This window comes from Nonomuraea sp. NPDC049028, assembly GCF_043197735.1.
Taxonomy (GTDB): domain Bacteria; phylum Actinomycetota; class Actinomycetes; order Streptosporangiales; family Streptosporangiaceae; genus Nonomuraea.
This window is the reverse complement of the sequence record NZ_JBICTR010000003.1, coordinates 210465-227033: the sequence shown is the minus strand read 5'-3', so window position 1 is coordinate 227033 and position 16569 is coordinate 210465. Positions and strand designations below refer to the sequence as shown.

At 69.6% G+C, this 16569-nt stretch carries 15 protein-coding genes; 7 read left to right on the top strand and 8 right to left on the bottom strand.

Annotated features, from left to right (window positions below; translation table 11 throughout):
• Positions 1-53: 53 nt before the first annotated feature.
• The 3 genes from ACGFJ2_RS11965 to ACGFJ2_RS11955 are packed head-to-tail and all read left to right on the top strand — an operon-like array spanning position 54 to position 2697.
• The gene (locus tag ACGFJ2_RS11965; protein WP_393467328.1) at positions 54-887 is read left to right on the top strand and encodes a CPBP family intramembrane glutamic endopeptidase; all 834 of its coding nucleotides are present in this window, start codon (positions 54-56) and stop codon (positions 885-887) included.
• Positions 884-2038 (top strand): sensor histidine kinase, encoded by a 1155-nt coding sequence (locus ACGFJ2_RS11960; protein ID WP_393467325.1) that lies wholly within the window; start codon positions 884-886, stop codon positions 2036-2038. The genes ACGFJ2_RS11965 and ACGFJ2_RS11960 overlap by 4 nt, the downstream gene beginning before the upstream one ends.
• A complete protein-coding gene (locus tag ACGFJ2_RS11955; protein ID WP_393467322.1) occupies positions 2035-2697 on the top strand; it encodes a response regulator in 663 nt (220 codons plus the stop codon). Before ACGFJ2_RS11960 ends, ACGFJ2_RS11955 begins: the two co-directional genes overlap by 4 nt.
• 43 nt (positions 2698-2740) lie before the next feature.
• Here the strand turns inward: ACGFJ2_RS11955 and ACGFJ2_RS11950 are convergent, their stop codons facing one another.
• Entirely contained in the window at positions 2741-2998 is a 258-nt protein-coding gene (locus tag ACGFJ2_RS11950; protein ID WP_393467320.1) for an SDR family oxidoreductase, read from the bottom strand.
• Positions 2999-3008: 10 nt separating this feature from the next.
• Between ACGFJ2_RS11950 and ACGFJ2_RS11945 the strand changes: the two genes are divergently transcribed.
• On the top strand, positions 3009-3236 hold the full coding sequence (locus ACGFJ2_RS11945) for a hypothetical protein (protein WP_393467317.1): 228 nt from the start codon (positions 3009-3011) through the stop codon (positions 3234-3236).
• Positions 3237-3463: 227 nt separating this feature from the next.
• Positions 3464-4951, top strand: coding sequence for a three-helix bundle dimerization domain-containing protein (locus tag ACGFJ2_RS11940; protein ID WP_393467314.1), 1488 nt, complete (start codon positions 3464-3466; stop codon positions 4949-4951).
• A gap of 101 nt (positions 4952-5052) precedes the next feature.
• On the opposite strand, the gene ACGFJ2_RS11935 is transcribed toward ACGFJ2_RS11940, so the two are convergent.
• From ACGFJ2_RS11935 to ACGFJ2_RS11910, 6 genes are all read right to left on the bottom strand, one after another.
• Positions 5053-7926, bottom strand: a complete 2874-nt coding sequence (locus ACGFJ2_RS11935) for a CBM35 domain-containing protein (protein WP_357953777.1) — start codon at positions 7924-7926, stop codon at positions 5053-5055.
• A 12-nt stretch (positions 7927-7938) separates the two neighbouring features.
• Complete coding sequence (locus tag ACGFJ2_RS11930) at positions 7939-9162, bottom strand: extracellular solute-binding protein (protein WP_357953775.1); 1224 nt, start codon at positions 9160-9162, stop codon at positions 7939-7941.
• Positions 9159-9980, bottom strand: a complete 822-nt coding sequence (locus tag ACGFJ2_RS11925; protein ID WP_357953773.1) for a carbohydrate ABC transporter permease — start codon at positions 9978-9980, stop codon at positions 9159-9161. The genes ACGFJ2_RS11930 and ACGFJ2_RS11925 overlap by 4 nt, the downstream gene beginning before the upstream one ends.
• A complete protein-coding gene (locus tag ACGFJ2_RS11920) occupies positions 9977-10906 on the bottom strand; it encodes a sugar ABC transporter permease (RefSeq protein WP_357953770.1) in 930 nt (309 codons plus the stop codon). Before ACGFJ2_RS11920 ends, ACGFJ2_RS11925 begins: the two co-directional genes overlap by 4 nt.
• An 85-nt stretch (positions 10907-10991) precedes the next feature.
• On the bottom strand, positions 10992-12005 hold the full coding sequence (locus ACGFJ2_RS11915) for a Gfo/Idh/MocA family oxidoreductase (RefSeq protein WP_357953768.1): 1014 nt from the start codon (positions 12003-12005) through the stop codon (positions 10992-10994).
• Positions 11975-12721: a ThuA domain-containing protein gene (locus ACGFJ2_RS11910; protein WP_357953766.1), complete on the bottom strand. Its 747-nt coding sequence runs from the start codon at positions 12719-12721 to the stop codon at positions 11975-11977. Before ACGFJ2_RS11910 ends, ACGFJ2_RS11915 begins: the two co-directional genes overlap by 31 nt.
• Before the next feature lie 186 nt (positions 12722-12907).
• Between ACGFJ2_RS11910 and ACGFJ2_RS11905 the strand changes: the two genes are divergently transcribed.
• The gene (locus ACGFJ2_RS11905) at positions 12908-15076 is read left to right on the top strand and encodes an alpha-galactosidase (RefSeq protein WP_357953764.1); all 2169 of its coding nucleotides are present in this window, start codon (positions 12908-12910) and stop codon (positions 15074-15076) included.
• The gene (locus ACGFJ2_RS11900) at positions 15073-16302 is read left to right on the top strand and encodes an ROK family protein (RefSeq protein WP_357953763.1); all 1230 of its coding nucleotides are present in this window, start codon (positions 15073-15075) and stop codon (positions 16300-16302) included. The genes ACGFJ2_RS11905 and ACGFJ2_RS11900 overlap by 4 nt, the downstream gene beginning before the upstream one ends.
• On the opposite strand, the gene ACGFJ2_RS11895 is transcribed toward ACGFJ2_RS11900, so the two are convergent.
• Entirely contained in the window at positions 16289-16522 is a 234-nt protein-coding gene (locus ACGFJ2_RS11895) for a hypothetical protein (protein WP_357953761.1), read from the bottom strand. The genes ACGFJ2_RS11900 and ACGFJ2_RS11895 overlap by 14 nt on opposite strands.
• Between the last annotated feature and the right edge of the window lie 47 nt (positions 16523-16569).

The following is a 16569-nucleotide window of genomic DNA, read 5'->3' as shown; positions in this document are numbered from 1 at the left end:
TAGCCGCGGCGCTCCGGTCGCGGAAGCTCGTGGAATCTCGCAGAGGAGTCGTCATGCGGCTGTTGAAGCAGCTCGTGGCCGTCGCGGTGGTCGCCTTCGTCGGCAGCCTGGGTGTGGGCGCGGTACAGGGGAACGCGTTTCTCACCCTGGTTCTCGGTGTGGCGACGGCCGTGCTCGCGGTGTTCGTGTACGCCCGGGTGGTGCGGTGGTCCGAACGCCGCGAGCCGGTGGAGGTGGCCGCGAAAGGCGCCGCCACCGCCGTCGGCCGAGGGGTTCTGATCGGCATCGGGTTGTTCACGGCCGTCATCGTGAACATCGCCTTCATGGGCGGCTACCGCGTCGACGGCGGCGGCTCGCTGGCGGGCGCTATCGGGCTGGTCGGGTTCATGGCCGCCGCCGCCGTGACGGAGGAGCTGCTGTTTCGCGGCGTTCTGTTCCGGATCGTCGAGGAACGCACCGGTACGTGGATAGCGCTGACGCTGACGGGTCTGGTGTTCGGCATGGCGCACCTGTTCAACCAGCACGCCAGCCTGTGGGGCGCGCTCGCCATCGCGATCGAGGGCGGTGGCATGCTCGCCGCGGCGTACGTCGCCACCCGCACCCTGTGGGTGCCGATCGGCCTGCACTTCGGCTGGAACTTCGCCGCGGCCGGCATCTTCAGCACCGAGGTCTCCGGCAACGGCGCGACGGAAGGGCTGCTGCACGGGGTGACGTCAGGTCCGGCACTGCTCACCGGTGGCGACTTCGGGCCGGAGGGCAGCCCGTACTCGGTGGTCTTCTGCGTGCTGGCGACGATCGCGTTCATGTGGCTGGCCCGCCGTCGCGGCAACCTGGTCCCTCGCCGGCGCGCCGCCCGGCCCGGCACGACCGTTACGCTCTCCCAGTGATCGGTCTCCATCGGGTCCCGGATCTGTGGCGGCGGTGTGACGTCACGGTCCGGGATTCTCCGCTCGCGCTGCTGTTGGCCGTCGCGTCGTTCCTGCCGGGATTGCAGAGCGCCGGGACGCAGGTGGGCGACATGCCGCTCCGCCCCTACGACGCGCTGGCCGTCGTGGCGGTCGCCCTTCAGAGCCTCCCGCTCGCCGTGCGCCGGCGGTGGCCGGCCGTCTGTCTCATCCTGGTGTCGCTCGGCTTCGCACTCGACCAGCTACGCGGCTACCACGCGTTGGCGGGCACCGGGCTGCCCATCGCGCTGATGAGCGCGGGCGCCCATCTGGAGCGTCACCGTCGCGTCATCGTGGTCCTCCTCTCCGTGGCGTACGTGCCGCTGGCGGTCGCGCTGGACCGGCCCGGCGGGCCCGAGAGGCCGGAAGGATTCGTGCTGTTCTACCTGGCGCTGGTGCTCGCTTGGGGCATGGGGGCTTGGCTGCGCTCCACCCGGGCCGCCGAGGCCGAACTCCGCCGCCACGTCGCCGAGGCCACTCGCACCGCCGAACGCACCCGCATCGCCCGCGAGCTCCACGACGTCGTGACCCACCACGTGACGGCGATGGTCGTGCAGTCCGAGGCGGCCCGCTACCTGACCGCCGTACCCGATCGCCTCGACGAGACGCTGAGCGCCGTCACCGACACCGGCCGGCGGGCCATCGCCGACTTGCGACACCTGCTCGACCTGCTCAACCCCGGCCACGACACCGACGTCAGAACGCCGTCCGTCGGCGAGCTTCACACGCTCGTGGAGCAGACACGTCAGGCCGGGCAGCCGGTGGAGTTCACCGAGGAGGGCCGGCCGGCGGAGTCGGCCGGCAGCGCCGAATTCGTGACCTACCGGGTCGTGCAGGAGGCTCTGACGAACGCCCTCAAGTACGCCCACGGCAGCCGCACCGTGGTCCGTGTGCGCTATGGCCGGAAGGAGATCAGCGTGGAGGTCAGCACCGATGGTTCCGGCGCACGGAGGGACTCTCCTGGTGGGAGCGGGCGGGGTCTCGCCGGGCTCCGGGAGCGGGTCGACGCCTTGGGGGGCGAGTTCAGCGCGGACCGGCCCACGGGCGGCGGCTTCGTCGTGCGGGCACGGGTCCCCGCGGGGAGCCCGTCGTGAGCGCTCCGGTTGTTCGGGTCCTGATCTGCGACGACCAAGCGCTGATCCGTACCGGGTTCGCGACGATCATCGGTGCGCAGCCCGACCTCGAGGTGGTGGGGGAGTGCGGGGACGGGCGCGCCGCGGTCGACCTCGCCCGCCGGCTGAAGCCGGACATGGTGGTGATGGATGTACGGATGCCGGTGCTCGACGGGATCGAGGCGACCCGCCTGCTGGCCGGTGCCGGGGTGGCGGATCCGATCAAGGTGCTCGTGGTGACGACGTTCAACCTGGACGAGTACGTCTACGAGGCGCTGCGCGCGGGCGCGAGCGGGTTCCTGCTGAAGGACGCCCCACCGGCGCAGCTGCTGAACGGCATCCGCACCGTCGCGACGGGTGCCGCGCTACTGGCACCCGAGGTGACGCGGCGGCTGGTCGGCAGGTACGCGTCCCGGATCCGTCCCGCCGAGGACAAGCCGGACGGCATCGCGCTGACCCCGCGCGAACTGGAGGTCCTGCGCCTCATCGCCGACGGCCTGTCCAACAGCGAGATCGCCGCGACCTTGGTGATCAGCCAGGAGACCGTCAAGACGTACGTGTCGCGCATCCTCACCAAGCTCGACCTGCGTGACCGCGTGCAGGCTGTGGTCTACGCCTACCGCAGGGGCCTGGTGACCTGAGAAGCACCACGCGGCCATCACGCATGCCGATCCTGTGCGGCCGTCAATGGCCGGCGCTCATACCTCCGTCGACGTGCAGGATCTCGCCGGTGACGAACGGGGCCGTCTCGAGGTAGACCACCGCGTCGGCGATGTCGCTCACCTCGCCCATCCGCCCGACCGGGTGCAGCGCGGCGAGGGTCTGGTGGGTCTTGATCGTGCCCGGTGAGACGGCGTTGACGCGGACGCCACGGGTCGCGTACTCGATGGCCAGGGACTTGGTGGCGGACTGCAGGCCGCCCTTCGTCAGCGAGGCCGGCACGGAGGGGACGTTGGCGCAGATCTTCGAGTCCCAGGTCGACATGGTGGAGAAGGTCGTCACCGAAGCCCGGGAGCGCGGCGAGGTCACGGTCGCCGACGCCCACGAGGCGGCGCGATCCGTCGTCGCTCAGCTCGAAGGTCAGGTGCTCTTCGCCAAGCTCTACAACAACACCCAGCGCCTCGACGCTCTGTGGACGAACTGCCTGGCCCTTCTCGGCGCCACCGCCCCCGCCCGGTGATGAACGGACATAAAACATTTGTGTATTTCGCTTGACGAATGAGCCCGTCGAATATGAACAGATGATTTCCGGGGGTCGGTCGTATTGCCCTTACCTGCGGGTTTTAAATAACAGCCGACGTGGTTATCAACGCGGCCGAAACCCCCTATATGGTGGGGTCTCGCATGATCGGGCGGGCATGGCGGCTCGCTGCGATAACTGATAATTAATAGGTCGGGGAGTTATTGGTGAGCGGCGATACCCTCCGCGAGGAACAGGCGATCCGCCGGACCACCGACCACCTGGTGCAGGTCTTCGCCGGCACCCATTCCGCCGAGCACGTCGAGAGTGTGATGCAGGCGGCTTATCGCCGCTTCGACGGCCTTCCCGTCCGTGACTTCGTCCCCGTCATGGTCGAACGCATCGCTCGCGGTGAGCTGACGGCACGGGTGGAGGCGCCCGCGCCCACCGAGTCCGCGCCCACCGAGTCCGCGCCCGCCGAGTCCGCGCCCGCCAAACCCGCGCCCGCCGAGGCTGCGCCTGCGAAGGCCGCGGCGCCCACGGACGCGGCGCCGTCAGGCAAGCCCGCGGACGTTCGGCCCGAGACGACCACCGCAGTCGCCCAACCGGCCGCGGTGCTGGCGAGAATGCCCAGCCGCAAGGTGCTGCTCCCGATCGGTCTCGGGGTCGCGGTCGTCGTGGTCGCCGCTGTGGTGGTCGTGAACCTCGGGAAGCCGGAGGCCCCGCCCCCGCCTCCGCCGCTCACGGTCGTGCGTGGCGTGATCGGCTCCGAGAAGACGGCGTTCTTCGAGGATCCGCAGGTGGTGCGGGCCTTCGCCGACAAGGGGGTGAAGGTCGAGATCGAATCGGCCGGTTCCCGTCAGATCGCCACCTCGGTAGACCTCAGTCGCTTCGACTTCGCGTTCCCGTCGAGTGCGCCGGCGGGTGAGTTCATCCAGCGCAAGCGCAAGGTCAGTACGAAGTACACGCCGTTCTCCTCGCCCATGGCGATCGCGACGTTCCAGCCGATCGCGGACCTGCTCACCAAGGCGGGTGTGGTGAAGCAGGGCCCCGTGCCGACCTTCAACATCGGCCGCTACCTCGAACTGGTCACCACGGACACGAAGTGGGACCAGCTCACGGGCAACTCCGACTACCGCGTCGACAAGAACGTCCTGATCTCCACGACGGACCCGCGCACCTCGAACTCCGCGGCCATGTACCTGGCGATCACCAGCTATGTCGCGAACGGCAGCAAGGTCGTGCACGGCGCCACCGCCGAGAAGAACGTGCTGCCCTTGGTGACCCAGCTCTTCACCAGCCAGGGCTACACCGACAACACCTCCGAGGGTCCGTTCAACGAATACCTCACGGTGGGCATGGGCCCGTCGCCGATGGTCTGGATCTACGAGGCGCAGTTCGTCGACGCGGTCACGCGAGGGCAGATCAAGCCGGGGATGGTGCTGATGTACCCATCCCCGACGGTGATGTCCAAGCACACGCTGGTGCCGCTCAACGCATCAGGCGACCGCGTCGGACGCCTGCTCAGCACCGACTCGCAGCTGCAGCGGCTCGCCGCCGAGCACGGGTTCCGGTCGGCGGACGCCGCCGACTTCGCCAAGGTCGCCGCGGATCACCAGGTAAGCGTCGCGACCGACCTCATCGACGTCGTGGACATCCCCTCCTACGACACCCTTGAGCACCTGCTCGACAGCGTCGGCAAGTCATACGGCTAGCCGCGGCTCCGGCCGCCGTTGCTTCCGGGCATGGACCCCGGCGCGGAAGATCCGGCCGGGGTCACGCCTTCTCGCCAGAGATCACCCGAGATAGCCCGAGATCACCCGAGAGAGATGCGGTCCAGGTCCGGGGCCGGGGTCGTGTCGTTGTGGAGCTTGATGGTGTTCGGGCCGGCCTTCAGCGTGACGGGGACGCTGACGGTGTAGAGGGTGTTGTTGCCCGCCCCGTTCACCTTCACCTCGGTCGGCGTGCCGCCGTTGACCGTCACGGAGTACGACTTGGGGCCGTTCACCGTGAAGTCGATGTACAGCGTGTACGCCCGTGCCTCGGGGACCGTGACGTCCTCGAACAGCACATAGGCGTTCGGCTCGCTGCCCTGGTCCGGTCCGCCGCCGATGTTGCGGACCTTCTGACCGCCGGAGCACGCCGCGCAGGCGGTGATCCCGGCTTCGCCGATCTTGTTGCGTGAGTCCTCGGCCTCCCGCATGAACACCCGGTCGGCGGGACGCGGACGTACTCCGACCTGGTTCGTGACCGTGTAGGGGCGGCCGAGCGACTGGAAGGTGGCGGTGATCGGGATGTCTGTCGCGGTCACGTCCTTTCCGGGGGGTGAGGTGAGCGTCCACGAGCCCGCCAGCGTCTGCCCGAGCCGGACGGCCGACGCCTTGATCGTCTCGCCCTCGACGGTCCAGCCCGCCGGGACGGCCGGGGCGAACGCGACCTGGTCGAGCACGTCCTCGCTGTCCAGGCGCAGCGTGGCCGAGACCCGCAGCGACTGCCGGCCGGGACTGACCCACTGCAGGCCGGCCGGGTCGACGGTCATGGTGGTCTTGGGGGTGTACGAGGCGGGTGGCATCGGGGCGACGGCCAGGCGGTCCACCCCCGCGTCCCCGGACAGGGTGATCGTGTTGGTGCCCGCCTTCAGGGTGACGGGCAGGGCGCTGGAGGCGGGGACGCCCTTGCTGTCGCCCGGCACCCGCACCTGGAGCGGCGCCGCGCCGTTGACGGCGACCGACAGCGTCGCGGGTGTGGCGGAGGTGTGGTCGATCTGCAGGCGGTACTCGCCCGCCGCCGGGACGCTCACGTCGCGGTAGGTGAGCGTGCCGTCCCGCAGCCCGATCACCTGGGCCCCGCCCGAGCAGGCGGCGCAGGACTCGACGCGGGCCCGGCCCGTCCGCTGCTGCCGCTCCGCCTCAAGCGGCAGGCTGTCGCGCGAGACCGGGTACGAGTCGGCGACCTGGATCTCGTCGATCCGGAGCTTGCGGTGGAAGCGTGGCGCCTGCGCGCCCGCCCAGGTGTTGAGCACCTCCAGCTTCACGTAGCGGCCGTGCTGCTCGCCCAGGTCGAGGACCTGCGTGCCGCGGGCGCTGCGCATCGCACCGGCCCGCACCGGCTTGTCCCAGCGGCGGCCGTCGTCGCTGACGTAGACGCGGTAGTCCTTGATCCGGGCGGAGTCCTCGGGCCGCCCGAACGTCACCCTGGCCAGGACAGGCGACCATTCGCGCTGGTTGACCGCCAGATAGGCCACCTTCTTCCGCTTGCCGAGATCCAGCGTCACCGACACCGGCAGGTTGCCGTCTGAGTCCCAATATTTCGTGAAATCACCGTCCACTAGGGCGGCGGCGGGATGCTCGGTCTGCTCGGCGGACGCCGTGGCCTTGACCCCGGTGAGGAAGCCCTGGCGGCCGGCCGTCTCGACCTTGAACACCGTGTCGTAGTCGTCCCACCGCGTGATGCCGAGGATCGTCAGGGAGCCGCCGGACTGGGTGAACCGCATCCGCTCGCCCGTACGCAGGTCGCTCACCCCGGTGATGCGATAGCCGTTGTCGCGCAGCCGTACGCGGTCGGTGCTGGGCTTGGTCAGCACGTGGACGTACTGGACCTTCCCGCCGTCGTCGCGCCGGACGGTGATCACGCCGTGCGCGCCGTCGTTCCAGAAGCCGGGCTGCAGGCCGCCGTACATGTAGCCGCCGCCCTCGGTGGCGTGCAGTGACTCCTTGATCGGCGGGACCCACGTGGACATGAAGGAGTTGAAGGCCTCCTGCTGCGGCGGGAACTTGCCGTTCACCATCGCGGTCTCCGCCATGAGCGACTTCATCGACGAGCCGGCGTTGGTGATGTACCGGCCGGTGGACAGGCGGGCGTCCACGGGGTGGTCGGCGCCGTCGTACCACCAGTCGCCGACCGTGGGCAGCTTGTAGTCCGCCTCGACCAGGCGCGGCATCGGGGTCCACGCCGCCTGCGGGTAGTCGTAGGCGGGGGTCATGCCGGTCTTCTGCTCGTTGCTGACCGTGTCCATGATCGGGGTGTCGGTGTTGTTGTTGCTCAGCAGCCAGTCCGGGCGCCGTTCACGGACCTTGTCGTACAGGCCGTTCTGCTGCCAGTACTCGTTCTCGTTGTCGATCCAGAACCCCGCCAGGTCCGGATATTTCTCCATGACCTCCAGGAAAAGATCCTGGCTGTACATCCCGAAGCCGGGTCGGGTGGTGATGTCGACCTGCCGGCCCTTGTAGGCGGAGTAGGCGGCCGAGTCGAGCATCTCGACGCCCGTGTTGTTGTGCCATTGCGGGTCGTCGGTCATGTAGAGCATGACCCGCACGCCCTTCGCCTTCCCGGCGTTCACCAGTTCGCCGAGGAAGTCGCGGCGGGTGGCGCAGCTGCCCGGGATCGCGGACGGCCAGGGGCGGGCGTAGCCCAGCGCGCTGTGGAAGGTGGCCAGGACGATGTAGGAGGCGCCGAGGTCGCGGGCCTGGTCGATCCAGTAGTCAGGGGTCCAGCCGCCGTCGGTGACGTCGCGTTCCCACGAGGCGCAGTCCAGGTGCCGGGGCGCGGTGAACATGCCCCAGTGCAGGAACAGGCCCGCGGTGGAGTCGCGTAACCACTGCTGGCGAGGATGGACGACTTCGGCGTGGGCCGGTACGGCGGTGAGCAGACCGACCAGCATCGCGAGGGCGAGGATGGCGCGCAGGCGCATACGAATGTCTCCCTACTTGGCGACGCGCTGGATGGCGGCGACCGCGGTGGTGGCGGCGTCGCCCGGGGAGGACTGTCCGGCGAGCACGGCGCTCCACGCCTCGGCCACCGGCTTGCGCATCTGCGTCAGCTCGGTGCCGAACCCGGGCAGCAGGTACGGCACGCCGTTCTCCAGTGCCTTGTTGAACTGGGTGTAGATCGGGTCCTTCATGCCCTCGGTGTCGGCCAGGTCCTTGCGCACCGGCATACTGCCCGCCTCCAGAGCGGCGAGCTCGCCCTCCTTGCTGAGGAACATGGCGGCCACGGCGTTGAAAGCGGCGTCCTTGTCCTTGGTGAACGCGCTGACGTGCACGTTGTCGCCGAACTGGTAGACCTTGGCCGGGGCGCTCCCGTTGGGCACGGGCACGACGCCGTACTTGAAGGAGGCGGCCTTCTTGGCGTTGCCGTACTGCCAGTTGCCGCCGAGCACGAAGGCCATGCCACCGGCGGTGAACTTCTGGAAGGCGACGTCAGGGGTCCAGGTGGCGGCGTCTCTGGGCACGTAGCCCTTCTCGGCCCAGCCGCCGACCAGCTTGAGCGAGGTCTCCAGAGCGGCGGCGTCGGGCTTGGCGTAGTCGAAGCCGTACGCGGTGATGAAGGAGAAGGCGTTGACGTCCTGGTCGCCCTGGCCGGGCAGGCCGATGCCGATGTACTTCTTGCCGATCTTCTCCAGGGCGGCGCTCAGCTCGTCCATCGTCGTGGGCGGCGTGATGCCCAGCTCGTCGAGGATCGTCTTGTTGTACCAGAGGGCGGTCGTGTTGTTGAAGCCCTGGACGCCGTAGACCTTGCCGTCCTTCTTGATGACGTTCGCGTCGGGGATCTGCGCTTTGTCGGGGAACTTGTCGAACTGGGGGGTGATGTCGGCGATCGCGCCGGCCTTGATGAGCTGGAGCAGGTCGGCGCCGCCCTGGACGAAGACGTCGGGGCCCTGCTTGGTGGCCGCCGTGGCGATCACCTTCTGGGTGAGCTGCTCGCCGGGTACGTACACGCTGTTCAGTGGCTTGGACAGCTTGGCCTTGGCGTAGATGTCGTTCAGGTCCTTGGTGAACTTCGCGGTGGCGGGGATGCCCTGGGCGTAGTAGTGCCAGAACGTGACCTTGTTGGCGTCGCCCGAGCCGCCGGAGCCGGAGGTGCCGCACGCGGCGAGGGCGCACAGGGCCGCCGCGGCGGCGACGACGCGGAGTCTTGCAGAGATCAACGGACGCTTCCCATCGTGATACCGCCGACCAGCAGGCGCTGCCCGAACAGATAGATCAATACAGTCGGGACCGAGACCAGGACGGAGACCGCCATGAGACCCGGCCAGTTCACCCCGTAGGAGGACATTTGCTGCGCCAGCAGCGCGCTCACCGGGTATTGGCCCGGGTCGTTGAGAAAGGTGATCGCGTACAGGAACTCGCCCCACGCGCCGATGAAGGTGAGGGTGGCCACGGTGGCGATCCCATTGCGGGTGATCGGCAGCACGATCTTGACGAACCGCTGCCACCTGCTCGCGCCGTCGCTGGCGGCGGCCTCCTCGATGGCGATCGGCACGCCGGTGAAGAACGGCCGCAGCAGCAGCATGCTGAAGGGCAGGTTGGTCGCGGCGATGGCGAGCGCGACGCCGTACAGGTTGCCGGTCAGCCCCCACTGGGCCAGCAGCCGGTTCAGGGGGATGAGGGTCGAGGTGGCCGGCACCATCTGCAGGATGATCAGCGCGGCCAGCCCGCCGGTCACGATGGCGCCGTTGAGCCGGGCCAGTCCGTACGAGGTGGGCACGGCGACGACGAGCACGATGACCGTGGTGGACACGGCGATGATCACGGAGTTGACGGCGGAGGTGGCGAAGCCGCCGTTCCACACGTCGATGTAGGCCTGGAGGGTGGGCTTGAAGATGACCGCCGCCGATCCGGCGAACACGTCCTTGAGGCTCTTGAACGAGGTGGCCAGCAGCCAGTACAGCGGCAGCGCGTAGATCGCCAGCAGGACGACGCAGCCGAGCACGGTGACCGGCGTGTTGCGCTTGGCGTCGGTCATGCCTGCTCCCGCCGGTTCATCCGCAGGTAGACGGCGCTCAGGAAGAGCACGATGACCAGCGACAACGTCGCGGTGAACGAGCCCTGGCCGAACTCGTAGAACTTGAACGCCTGCTGGTAGCCCAGGTACGGCAGCGTGGTCGTGGAGGTGCCGGGCCCGCCGCTGGTCATCACGAAGATGAGGTCGAACGAGCGGAAGGCGTTGATCACGACGAGCACGCCGAGGATGGAGATGACCGGGCGCAGCAGCGGCAGCACGATGTGCCTGGTCACCTTCCAGCCGGCCGCGCCGTCGAGCGCGGCGGCCTCCAGCAACTCCTGGGAGACGTCGAGCAGCGCCGCGCGCAGTACGAGCGCGCAGAACGGCACCACCATCCAGGCGTTGACCAGCCCGAGCACGACGATCGCCAGCGTGCCGTTGGCCAGCCAGGGGATCGGCTGCTGGATCAGGTGCAGCCAGAGCAGCACTGAGTTGACCGGCCCGCCGGATTCAAGCAGAAATTTCCACAGATTTCCGGCGACGACCGCCGGCAGCGTCCACACGAACACCATCGCGCCCAGCGTCACGCCGCTCAGCCGGGTGCGCGGCCGCAGGACCAGCGCGGCGGCGAACCCGCCGGCCAGCCCGACGACCAGCACGATCACGACGATGGCCAGCGTCTGGAGCACCACGTGACCGAACGACGGGTCCTCGATCACCCGCCACATGTTGTCCAGTCCGTTGAACGGCCGCTCGCCCAGCAGGTTCTCGGCGGTCACGTCGGAGAACGCCGTACGGAACAGGTCGATGAGCGGATAGACCGACAGCACCGCGAGATAGATCGCGCCCGGCAGCAGGAACAGCATCGTCTTGGGGCCGAACAGCGTGCTGCCCGCCCGCTGCCGCGCTCTGCGCGCCGCGACCCGGTCGGCGGCGGCCGTCACCATCGCCCGGCCCTCGTCCGCTGCCCAGCACGAGCGGAGGTGAAGACCGTCGCTCGACCCTCGTCCGCTGCCCAAGTACGGGCGGAGGTCACCATTGTTCGACCTTCGTCCGCTCCCCGGTTCGGGCCGAGGTCAGCGCGGCCTCCAGCATCGCGACGCTGTGCGCGTTGTCGGCGGCGGGCGAGGTCGGCTCACCGGTGCCCGCCACGGCGTCGACGAATGCCCGCAGCACCCCGGCCCGCTCGAACAACGGCAACTCGGGCACCTCGACCGCGCGTACGTCCCCGGCCGCGTCGGTGATCGACACGGCCCGGTGGTCGTCCGGCGCGGCCCCCCAGGTCAGCAGCCCCTCGTCACCGGAGATCCGCCACACGCCGGGCCACGGCGTCTGCGGGCCGACCCCCTGGCTGGACAGGACGTAGTCGATCGTGAGCCCGCCGTCCAGCTCGACGATGAGGCTGGCTCCGGGGGTGTGATCCTGGGCCGAGCGTATGGGCGTGACCGGTACGCAGGTGATCGCCATCCCCTCCCGCCCGAACAGGTAACGCATCAGGTCGAAGTGGTGGATGGCCAGCTCGATCAGTGAGTTGGCGTCCCGGACCCCGGCGTGGTCGCGGTGCCATTCGAGCGAGACCCGGCGGACGGCGCCGACGGCTCGCCGCTCGAGCAGGTCGCGGACGACCGGGGCGCCGGGGAAGATCCGGTAGTTCTGGTCGATGCCGAAGACCAGGCCCTTCCGTTCCGCGAGGCCGGCGAGCTCCCTGGCGGTCGCGGCGTCCAGGGTGAACGGCTTCTCCAGCAGCAGATGCGCGCCGGCCTCCAGGACCTGCCGGGCGACGGCCGCGTGCGCGCCGATCGCGACCGGCGCGATGGCGGCCACGGCGCCGGTGGCCGCCAGCGCCTCCTCTACGGTGGCGAACACGTTGTCGTCGCCGGTCTTGGCGGTGAACGCGGCCCGTGCCTCGGGGGAGGCGTCCACCCAGCCGGTCACCTGGACGTCGGGGAGCCGCGGGAGGATGTTCGCGGCCCAGTCGAGCCCCCAGGGGCCGAGGCCGATCTGGATCAGGTCGGTCATGCCTCGGCCCACCAGTTCCGCGGCCATTCGCCCTTCCTGGTGATCTTCGGCTGGGGCTGGACGGGCGGCGTCGCCCACTGGACCGCGTTGGCCAGCACGCGCCTGATCTCGGGCTGGAAGTAGATCGGGGACTCCTCGTGGCCGGGGGCGAAGAAGAAGATCCGGCCCTTGCCCCGCTGCCACGCGCAGCCGCTGCGCAGCACCTCGCCGCCCTCGTAGGAGCTGATGAAGACGAGCTCGTCCGGCTCGGGGATGTCCATCGGTTCGCCGTACATCTCGCCCTTGGGGATGACGACCGGGTTGGGGACGCCGCGGACGATGTCGTGGCCGGGCAGGATCGTCCAGAGCAGCTCACTGTCGTCGTGCCGCCAGCTGGCGATCTTGCAGGAGGTGCCCAGCAGGGCCTGGGCGACCTTCGACTCGATGGCGGAATGCAGGATGAGCAGGCCCATGCCGCCGAGCACCCGCCGCCTCACCCGCTCGACGACCTCGTCACTGACCTCGTCGTGCTTGAGGTGGCCCCACCAGAGCAGGACGTCGGTCTCGTCCAGTACGGCCTGGGTCAGACCGTGCTCGGGCTCCTCCTGGAGCGCGACCCGTACATGTGCCTCGGGGCCGAGGTGTTCGGCCAGCGCCTGCCCGAGCACGACGTGCAGCCCGTCGGGATACACCGACGAGACGCTGGGATACGTCCGCTCCTCATAGAACTCGTTCCACACGGTCACGTTCATTCGTTCGCGCACCCATCCGATGTTTCTGTGAGCCTGCCTCTATTTATGCAAGGCTTCTGCATATTAAGATGGGGTGACTCTAGGCACAATGCCTGGACTCCAGCAAGGTGAAAGGTCTCACATCCTGAGACTTGTGCCGGTGAGTCCGCTCCTTGTGGGTGCTGGAGACGTCCGATGACATAGCGAAGAAAGGTCAGGATGACGAAGACCTCCGACGTCGCGCGGCACGTTGTTCAGCTCCGAGCCGCCGGCGTGGCCCTGATCCTCGACCTCCGGTCCGCCGGGCTGCCCACCGTCGTCCACTGGGGTGCCGATCCGGGCCCGTGCGACCAGGCCGAGCTGGACGCGATGGCCGAGGCCGCCATCGCGCCGCACGTCATCAACCTCATCGACGGACCCGTCTCGCACTCGGTGCTGCCCGAAGGCCACACCGGGTGGTTCGGCATTCCCGGTCTGTCCGGCTCCCGCTCGGGTGCGGCGTGGGCGTCCCGCTTCACCGTGAGCAAGGCCGTCCAGGAGGAGGGGCGGCTCACCGTCGAGGCGGCCGATCCGGGCACCGCGCTCGGGCTGTGCCTCGTCATCGAGCTGACCGGCAGCGGGTTGGTCCGGTTGCGCACGTCCGTACGCAATGACGGTGATGACGACTATCGGGTGGACGCGGTGTCGGCCGTCCTGCCGGTGCCCGAGCGGGCGGCGGAGCTGTTCGACCTGGCCGGGCGCTGGTCGCGGGAGCGGCAGCCGCAGCGGGGAGCGTTCAACGTGGGCGTGCACCTGCGCGAGGGGCGGCGCGGCCGGACCGGGGCCGACGCCGCGACCGTGGTGGTGGCCGGGGTGCCCGGATTCGGGTTCCGGTCGGGGGAGGTGTGGGCGGTGCACACGGCCTGGAGCGGCAACCACCGCACCTGGGCCGAGCGTACGGGCGAGGGCTTCAGGACGCTGGGCGGCGGCGAGTCGCTGCTGCCCGGTGAGATCGTGTTGCGGCCGGGGGAGAGCTACGAGTCGCCCGAGCTGTTCTTCGGGTACGCGGACGGGCTCGACGAGCTGGCCGCCCGCTTCCACCGGCACCTCAGGGAACGGCCGAACCATCCCGATTCCCCCCGGCCGGTCAACCTCAACGTGTGGGAGGCCGTGTACTTCGACCATGACCTCGGCAAACTCCTCGCCCTGGCCGAGCGGGGAGCCGCGATCGGGGTGGAGCGGTTCGTGCTGGACGACGGCTGGTTCCACCGCAGGAACGCCTCCGACCGGGGGCTTGGTGATTGGTTCGTGGACGACCAGACCTGGCCGGACGGGCTGCATCCGCTGGTCGACCGGGTCAAGGAGCTCGGCATGACGTTCGGGCTGTGGTTCGAGCCGGAGATGGTCAGCCCGCTCTCGGAGCTCGCCGTCAAGCACCCGGAATGGATCATGCGGGCCCGTCCCCAGCTGCCGCCGGCCTCGCGCTGGCAGCAGGTGCTCGACCTGGCGCACCCGGAGGCGTACGAGCACGTGCTCACCCGCATGTCCGAGGTCATCGCGGAGTACGGCGTCGGCTACCTCAAATGGGACCACAACCGCGACCTGATCGAAGCGCCCCACGTTCACCGGCAGACGCTGGCCGCCTACCGGCTGATGGACGAGTTGCGCGCCACCTTCCCCGGCCTGGAGATCGAGTCGTGTTCGTCCGGGGGCGCCCGCGTCGACCTCGGCGTCCTGGAGCACACCGACCGGGTGTGGGCCTCCGACTGCATCGACCCGCTCGAACGGCAGACCATCCAGCGCTGGACCAGCCAGCTCATCCCGCTCGAACTCATCGGCGGCCACGTCGCCTCCACCGTCTCGCACACCACCGGCCGCCGGCACGACCTCGCCTTCCGGGCGATCACCTCGCTGTTCGCGCACTTCGGGCTGGAACTCGACCTGACCAGGCTGGACGACGCCGAGACCGCGGAGCTGGCCGAGTGGATCGGGATCTACAAGCGCTACCGGGCGCTGCTGCACTCCGGCACACTGGTCCGCGACGAACACCCGAGCACGGGCCGCTGGCTGACCGGCGTGGTGACGCCGCGCCTGGCGCTGTACTCGGTGGCGGCGGTGCGCCGCTCCGACGAGGAGCCCGCGGGGCGGATGACCTTCCCCGGACTCGACCCGGCCCTGCGGTACGCGGTGCGGCTCGTCGGCCCGAACCGGGACGACCTCGGCCCCCGGCCCGGCTGGCTGGACGCGCCGGGCCTGCTCAGCGGCGCGACGCTCGGCACGGTCGGGGTACGGCTGCCCACGCTACGGCCCGAGACCGCCATGCTCATCGAGATCGCGGCACAACCGGCGCTTGACGGGCAAGCTGTAGGCAACGCCGAGTGGGAAACAGAGCAGAAAGCGAACGGATGACCTCCTCCAGGGTTCGGCCGAGCACGAGCACGCAGCTCGGCGGTGACACCTCCGCCCTGCGGACGCTCAACCTGCGCTCTGTGCTGCGCGTGCTCTACGGCGGCGGCAGCCACACGATCGCCTCGATCGCGGCGGCCGCCGGCATCTCGCGCCCGACCACGACCCAGGCGATCTCCGACCTGCTCGCCGCGGGCTGGATCCAGACCGCCGACCAGGTCATCGACAAGGTCGAGAAGAAGGACGGGCGGGGACGGCCGGCACAGCGCTTCGAGTTCCGTCCGGGCGCGGGCCACGTGCTCGGGGTCGACATCGGCGGTCACAAGGTGCTGGTGCTGGTCAGCGACCTGTCCGGGGAGATCGTCGCCGAACGCCGCGAGAGCCTGCGCCCGACCTCCCCACGGTCCAGGCGTCTGACGATCATGAACGAGGCGATCAACGCGGCGCTGGAGGCGGCGGGCCTGTCCGCCGCCGACATCTCGTGCGCGGCGATCGCCACCCCCGGCGTCGTCGGCCCGGACGGCAAGGTCGCGCACGCCCCGGCCATCCCCGAATGGGCCGGTGTCGACCTGGGCGGGCACGTACGGAATCGGTTCGGCATCCCGACCCAGGTCTTCAATGACATGCGGATGGCCGCGCTGGCCGAACACTGGAAGGGCGTGGCCCGTGACGCCTCCGACGTGGTGTACGTCCATGTCGGCCGCCGCATGGGCACCGGCCTGCTGGTCGCGGGCAGGCCGCACGCCGGTCGGCACGGCGCGGCGGCCGAGATCGGTCTGTGGCGCGGGTTGCCGTGGGCGCACGCGTACGAACGGCTGCTGGATCTGGCACCGGGGCGAAGCACGGACCACGAGGACGCGATCCAGGCCATCTTCGAGGCGGCCAAGGCGGGCGACGCGGCCGCCCAGGCAGGCATAGACGGGTTCGCCGACCTGCTGGTGGAGGGTTTGGCGCCGGTGATGGTGACGATCGACCCCGAGCTGGTGATCATCGGGGGCGGCATCTCGGCCGCCGGCGAGGCCATCCGCGAGCCGGTACGCGCCCGCGTCGAACGCGAGACGGACTTCCCGCCCAAGGTGGTCTGCTCGGTGCTGGGCGACCATTCCTCCGCGATCGGCGCCGTGCGCTGCGCACTCGATGTCGCGGAGGAACGTCTCTTCGCCGAGCTCAAGCCGGGTCCGGGAACGCCGGCTCAGCAGGGGGCAGGGGTGGCGCTCAGCAGGGGGTGAAGTAGTACTTCGCCTGGCCGTCCGTCGTCCCCCACTGGCCGGGCGGCTGAGAGCATCCGGACCAGCGCTGTCCGACGATCTGGTCGCCCACGAAGTAGCTGATGACGAGGAGGAGGTCGCCCCCCGGCGGGGGAGGGGGAATGGCCTGGGCCGGGGTGGAGCCGAGGGCGAGGGCGCTGAGAGCCAGCGCCACCACTAAAACGCCGCGCTTCATTTTCATGCAGGTTCCTCCAGATCAGCCGATTTTCGGGCCAGAGCGAACGCGAA

Bases quoted from the DNA above. Each gene is read 5' to 3' on its own strand.
- ACGFJ2_RS11920 (WP_357953770.1), bottom strand. From the start codon at position 10,906: ATGGTGACGGCCGCCGCCGACCGGGTCGCGGCGCGCAGAGCGCGGCAG.
- ACGFJ2_RS11965 (WP_393467328.1), top strand. From the start codon at position 54: ATGCGGCTGTTGAAGCAGCTCGTGGCCGTCGCGGTGGTCGCCTTCGTC.
- ACGFJ2_RS11925 (WP_357953773.1), bottom strand. From the start codon at position 9,980: ATGACCGACGCCAAGCGCAACACGCCGGTCACCGTGCTCGGCTGCGTC.
- ACGFJ2_RS11915 (WP_357953768.1), bottom strand. From the start codon at position 12,005: ATGGCCGCGGAACTGGTGGGCCGAGGCATGACCGACCTGATCCAGATC.
- ACGFJ2_RS11905 (WP_357953764.1), top strand. From the start codon at position 12,908: ATGACGAAGACCTCCGACGTCGCGCGGCACGTTGTTCAGCTCCGAGCC.
- ACGFJ2_RS11895 (WP_357953761.1), bottom strand. From the start codon at position 16,522: ATGAAAATGAAGCGCGGCGTTTTAGTGGTGGCGCTGGCTCTCAGCGCC.
- ACGFJ2_RS11900 (WP_357953763.1), top strand. From the start codon at position 15,073: ATGACCTCCTCCAGGGTTCGGCCGAGCACGAGCACGCAGCTCGGCGGT.
- ACGFJ2_RS11935 (WP_357953777.1), bottom strand. From the start codon at position 7,926: ATGCGCCTGCGCGCCATCCTCGCCCTCGCGATGCTGGTCGGTCTGCTC.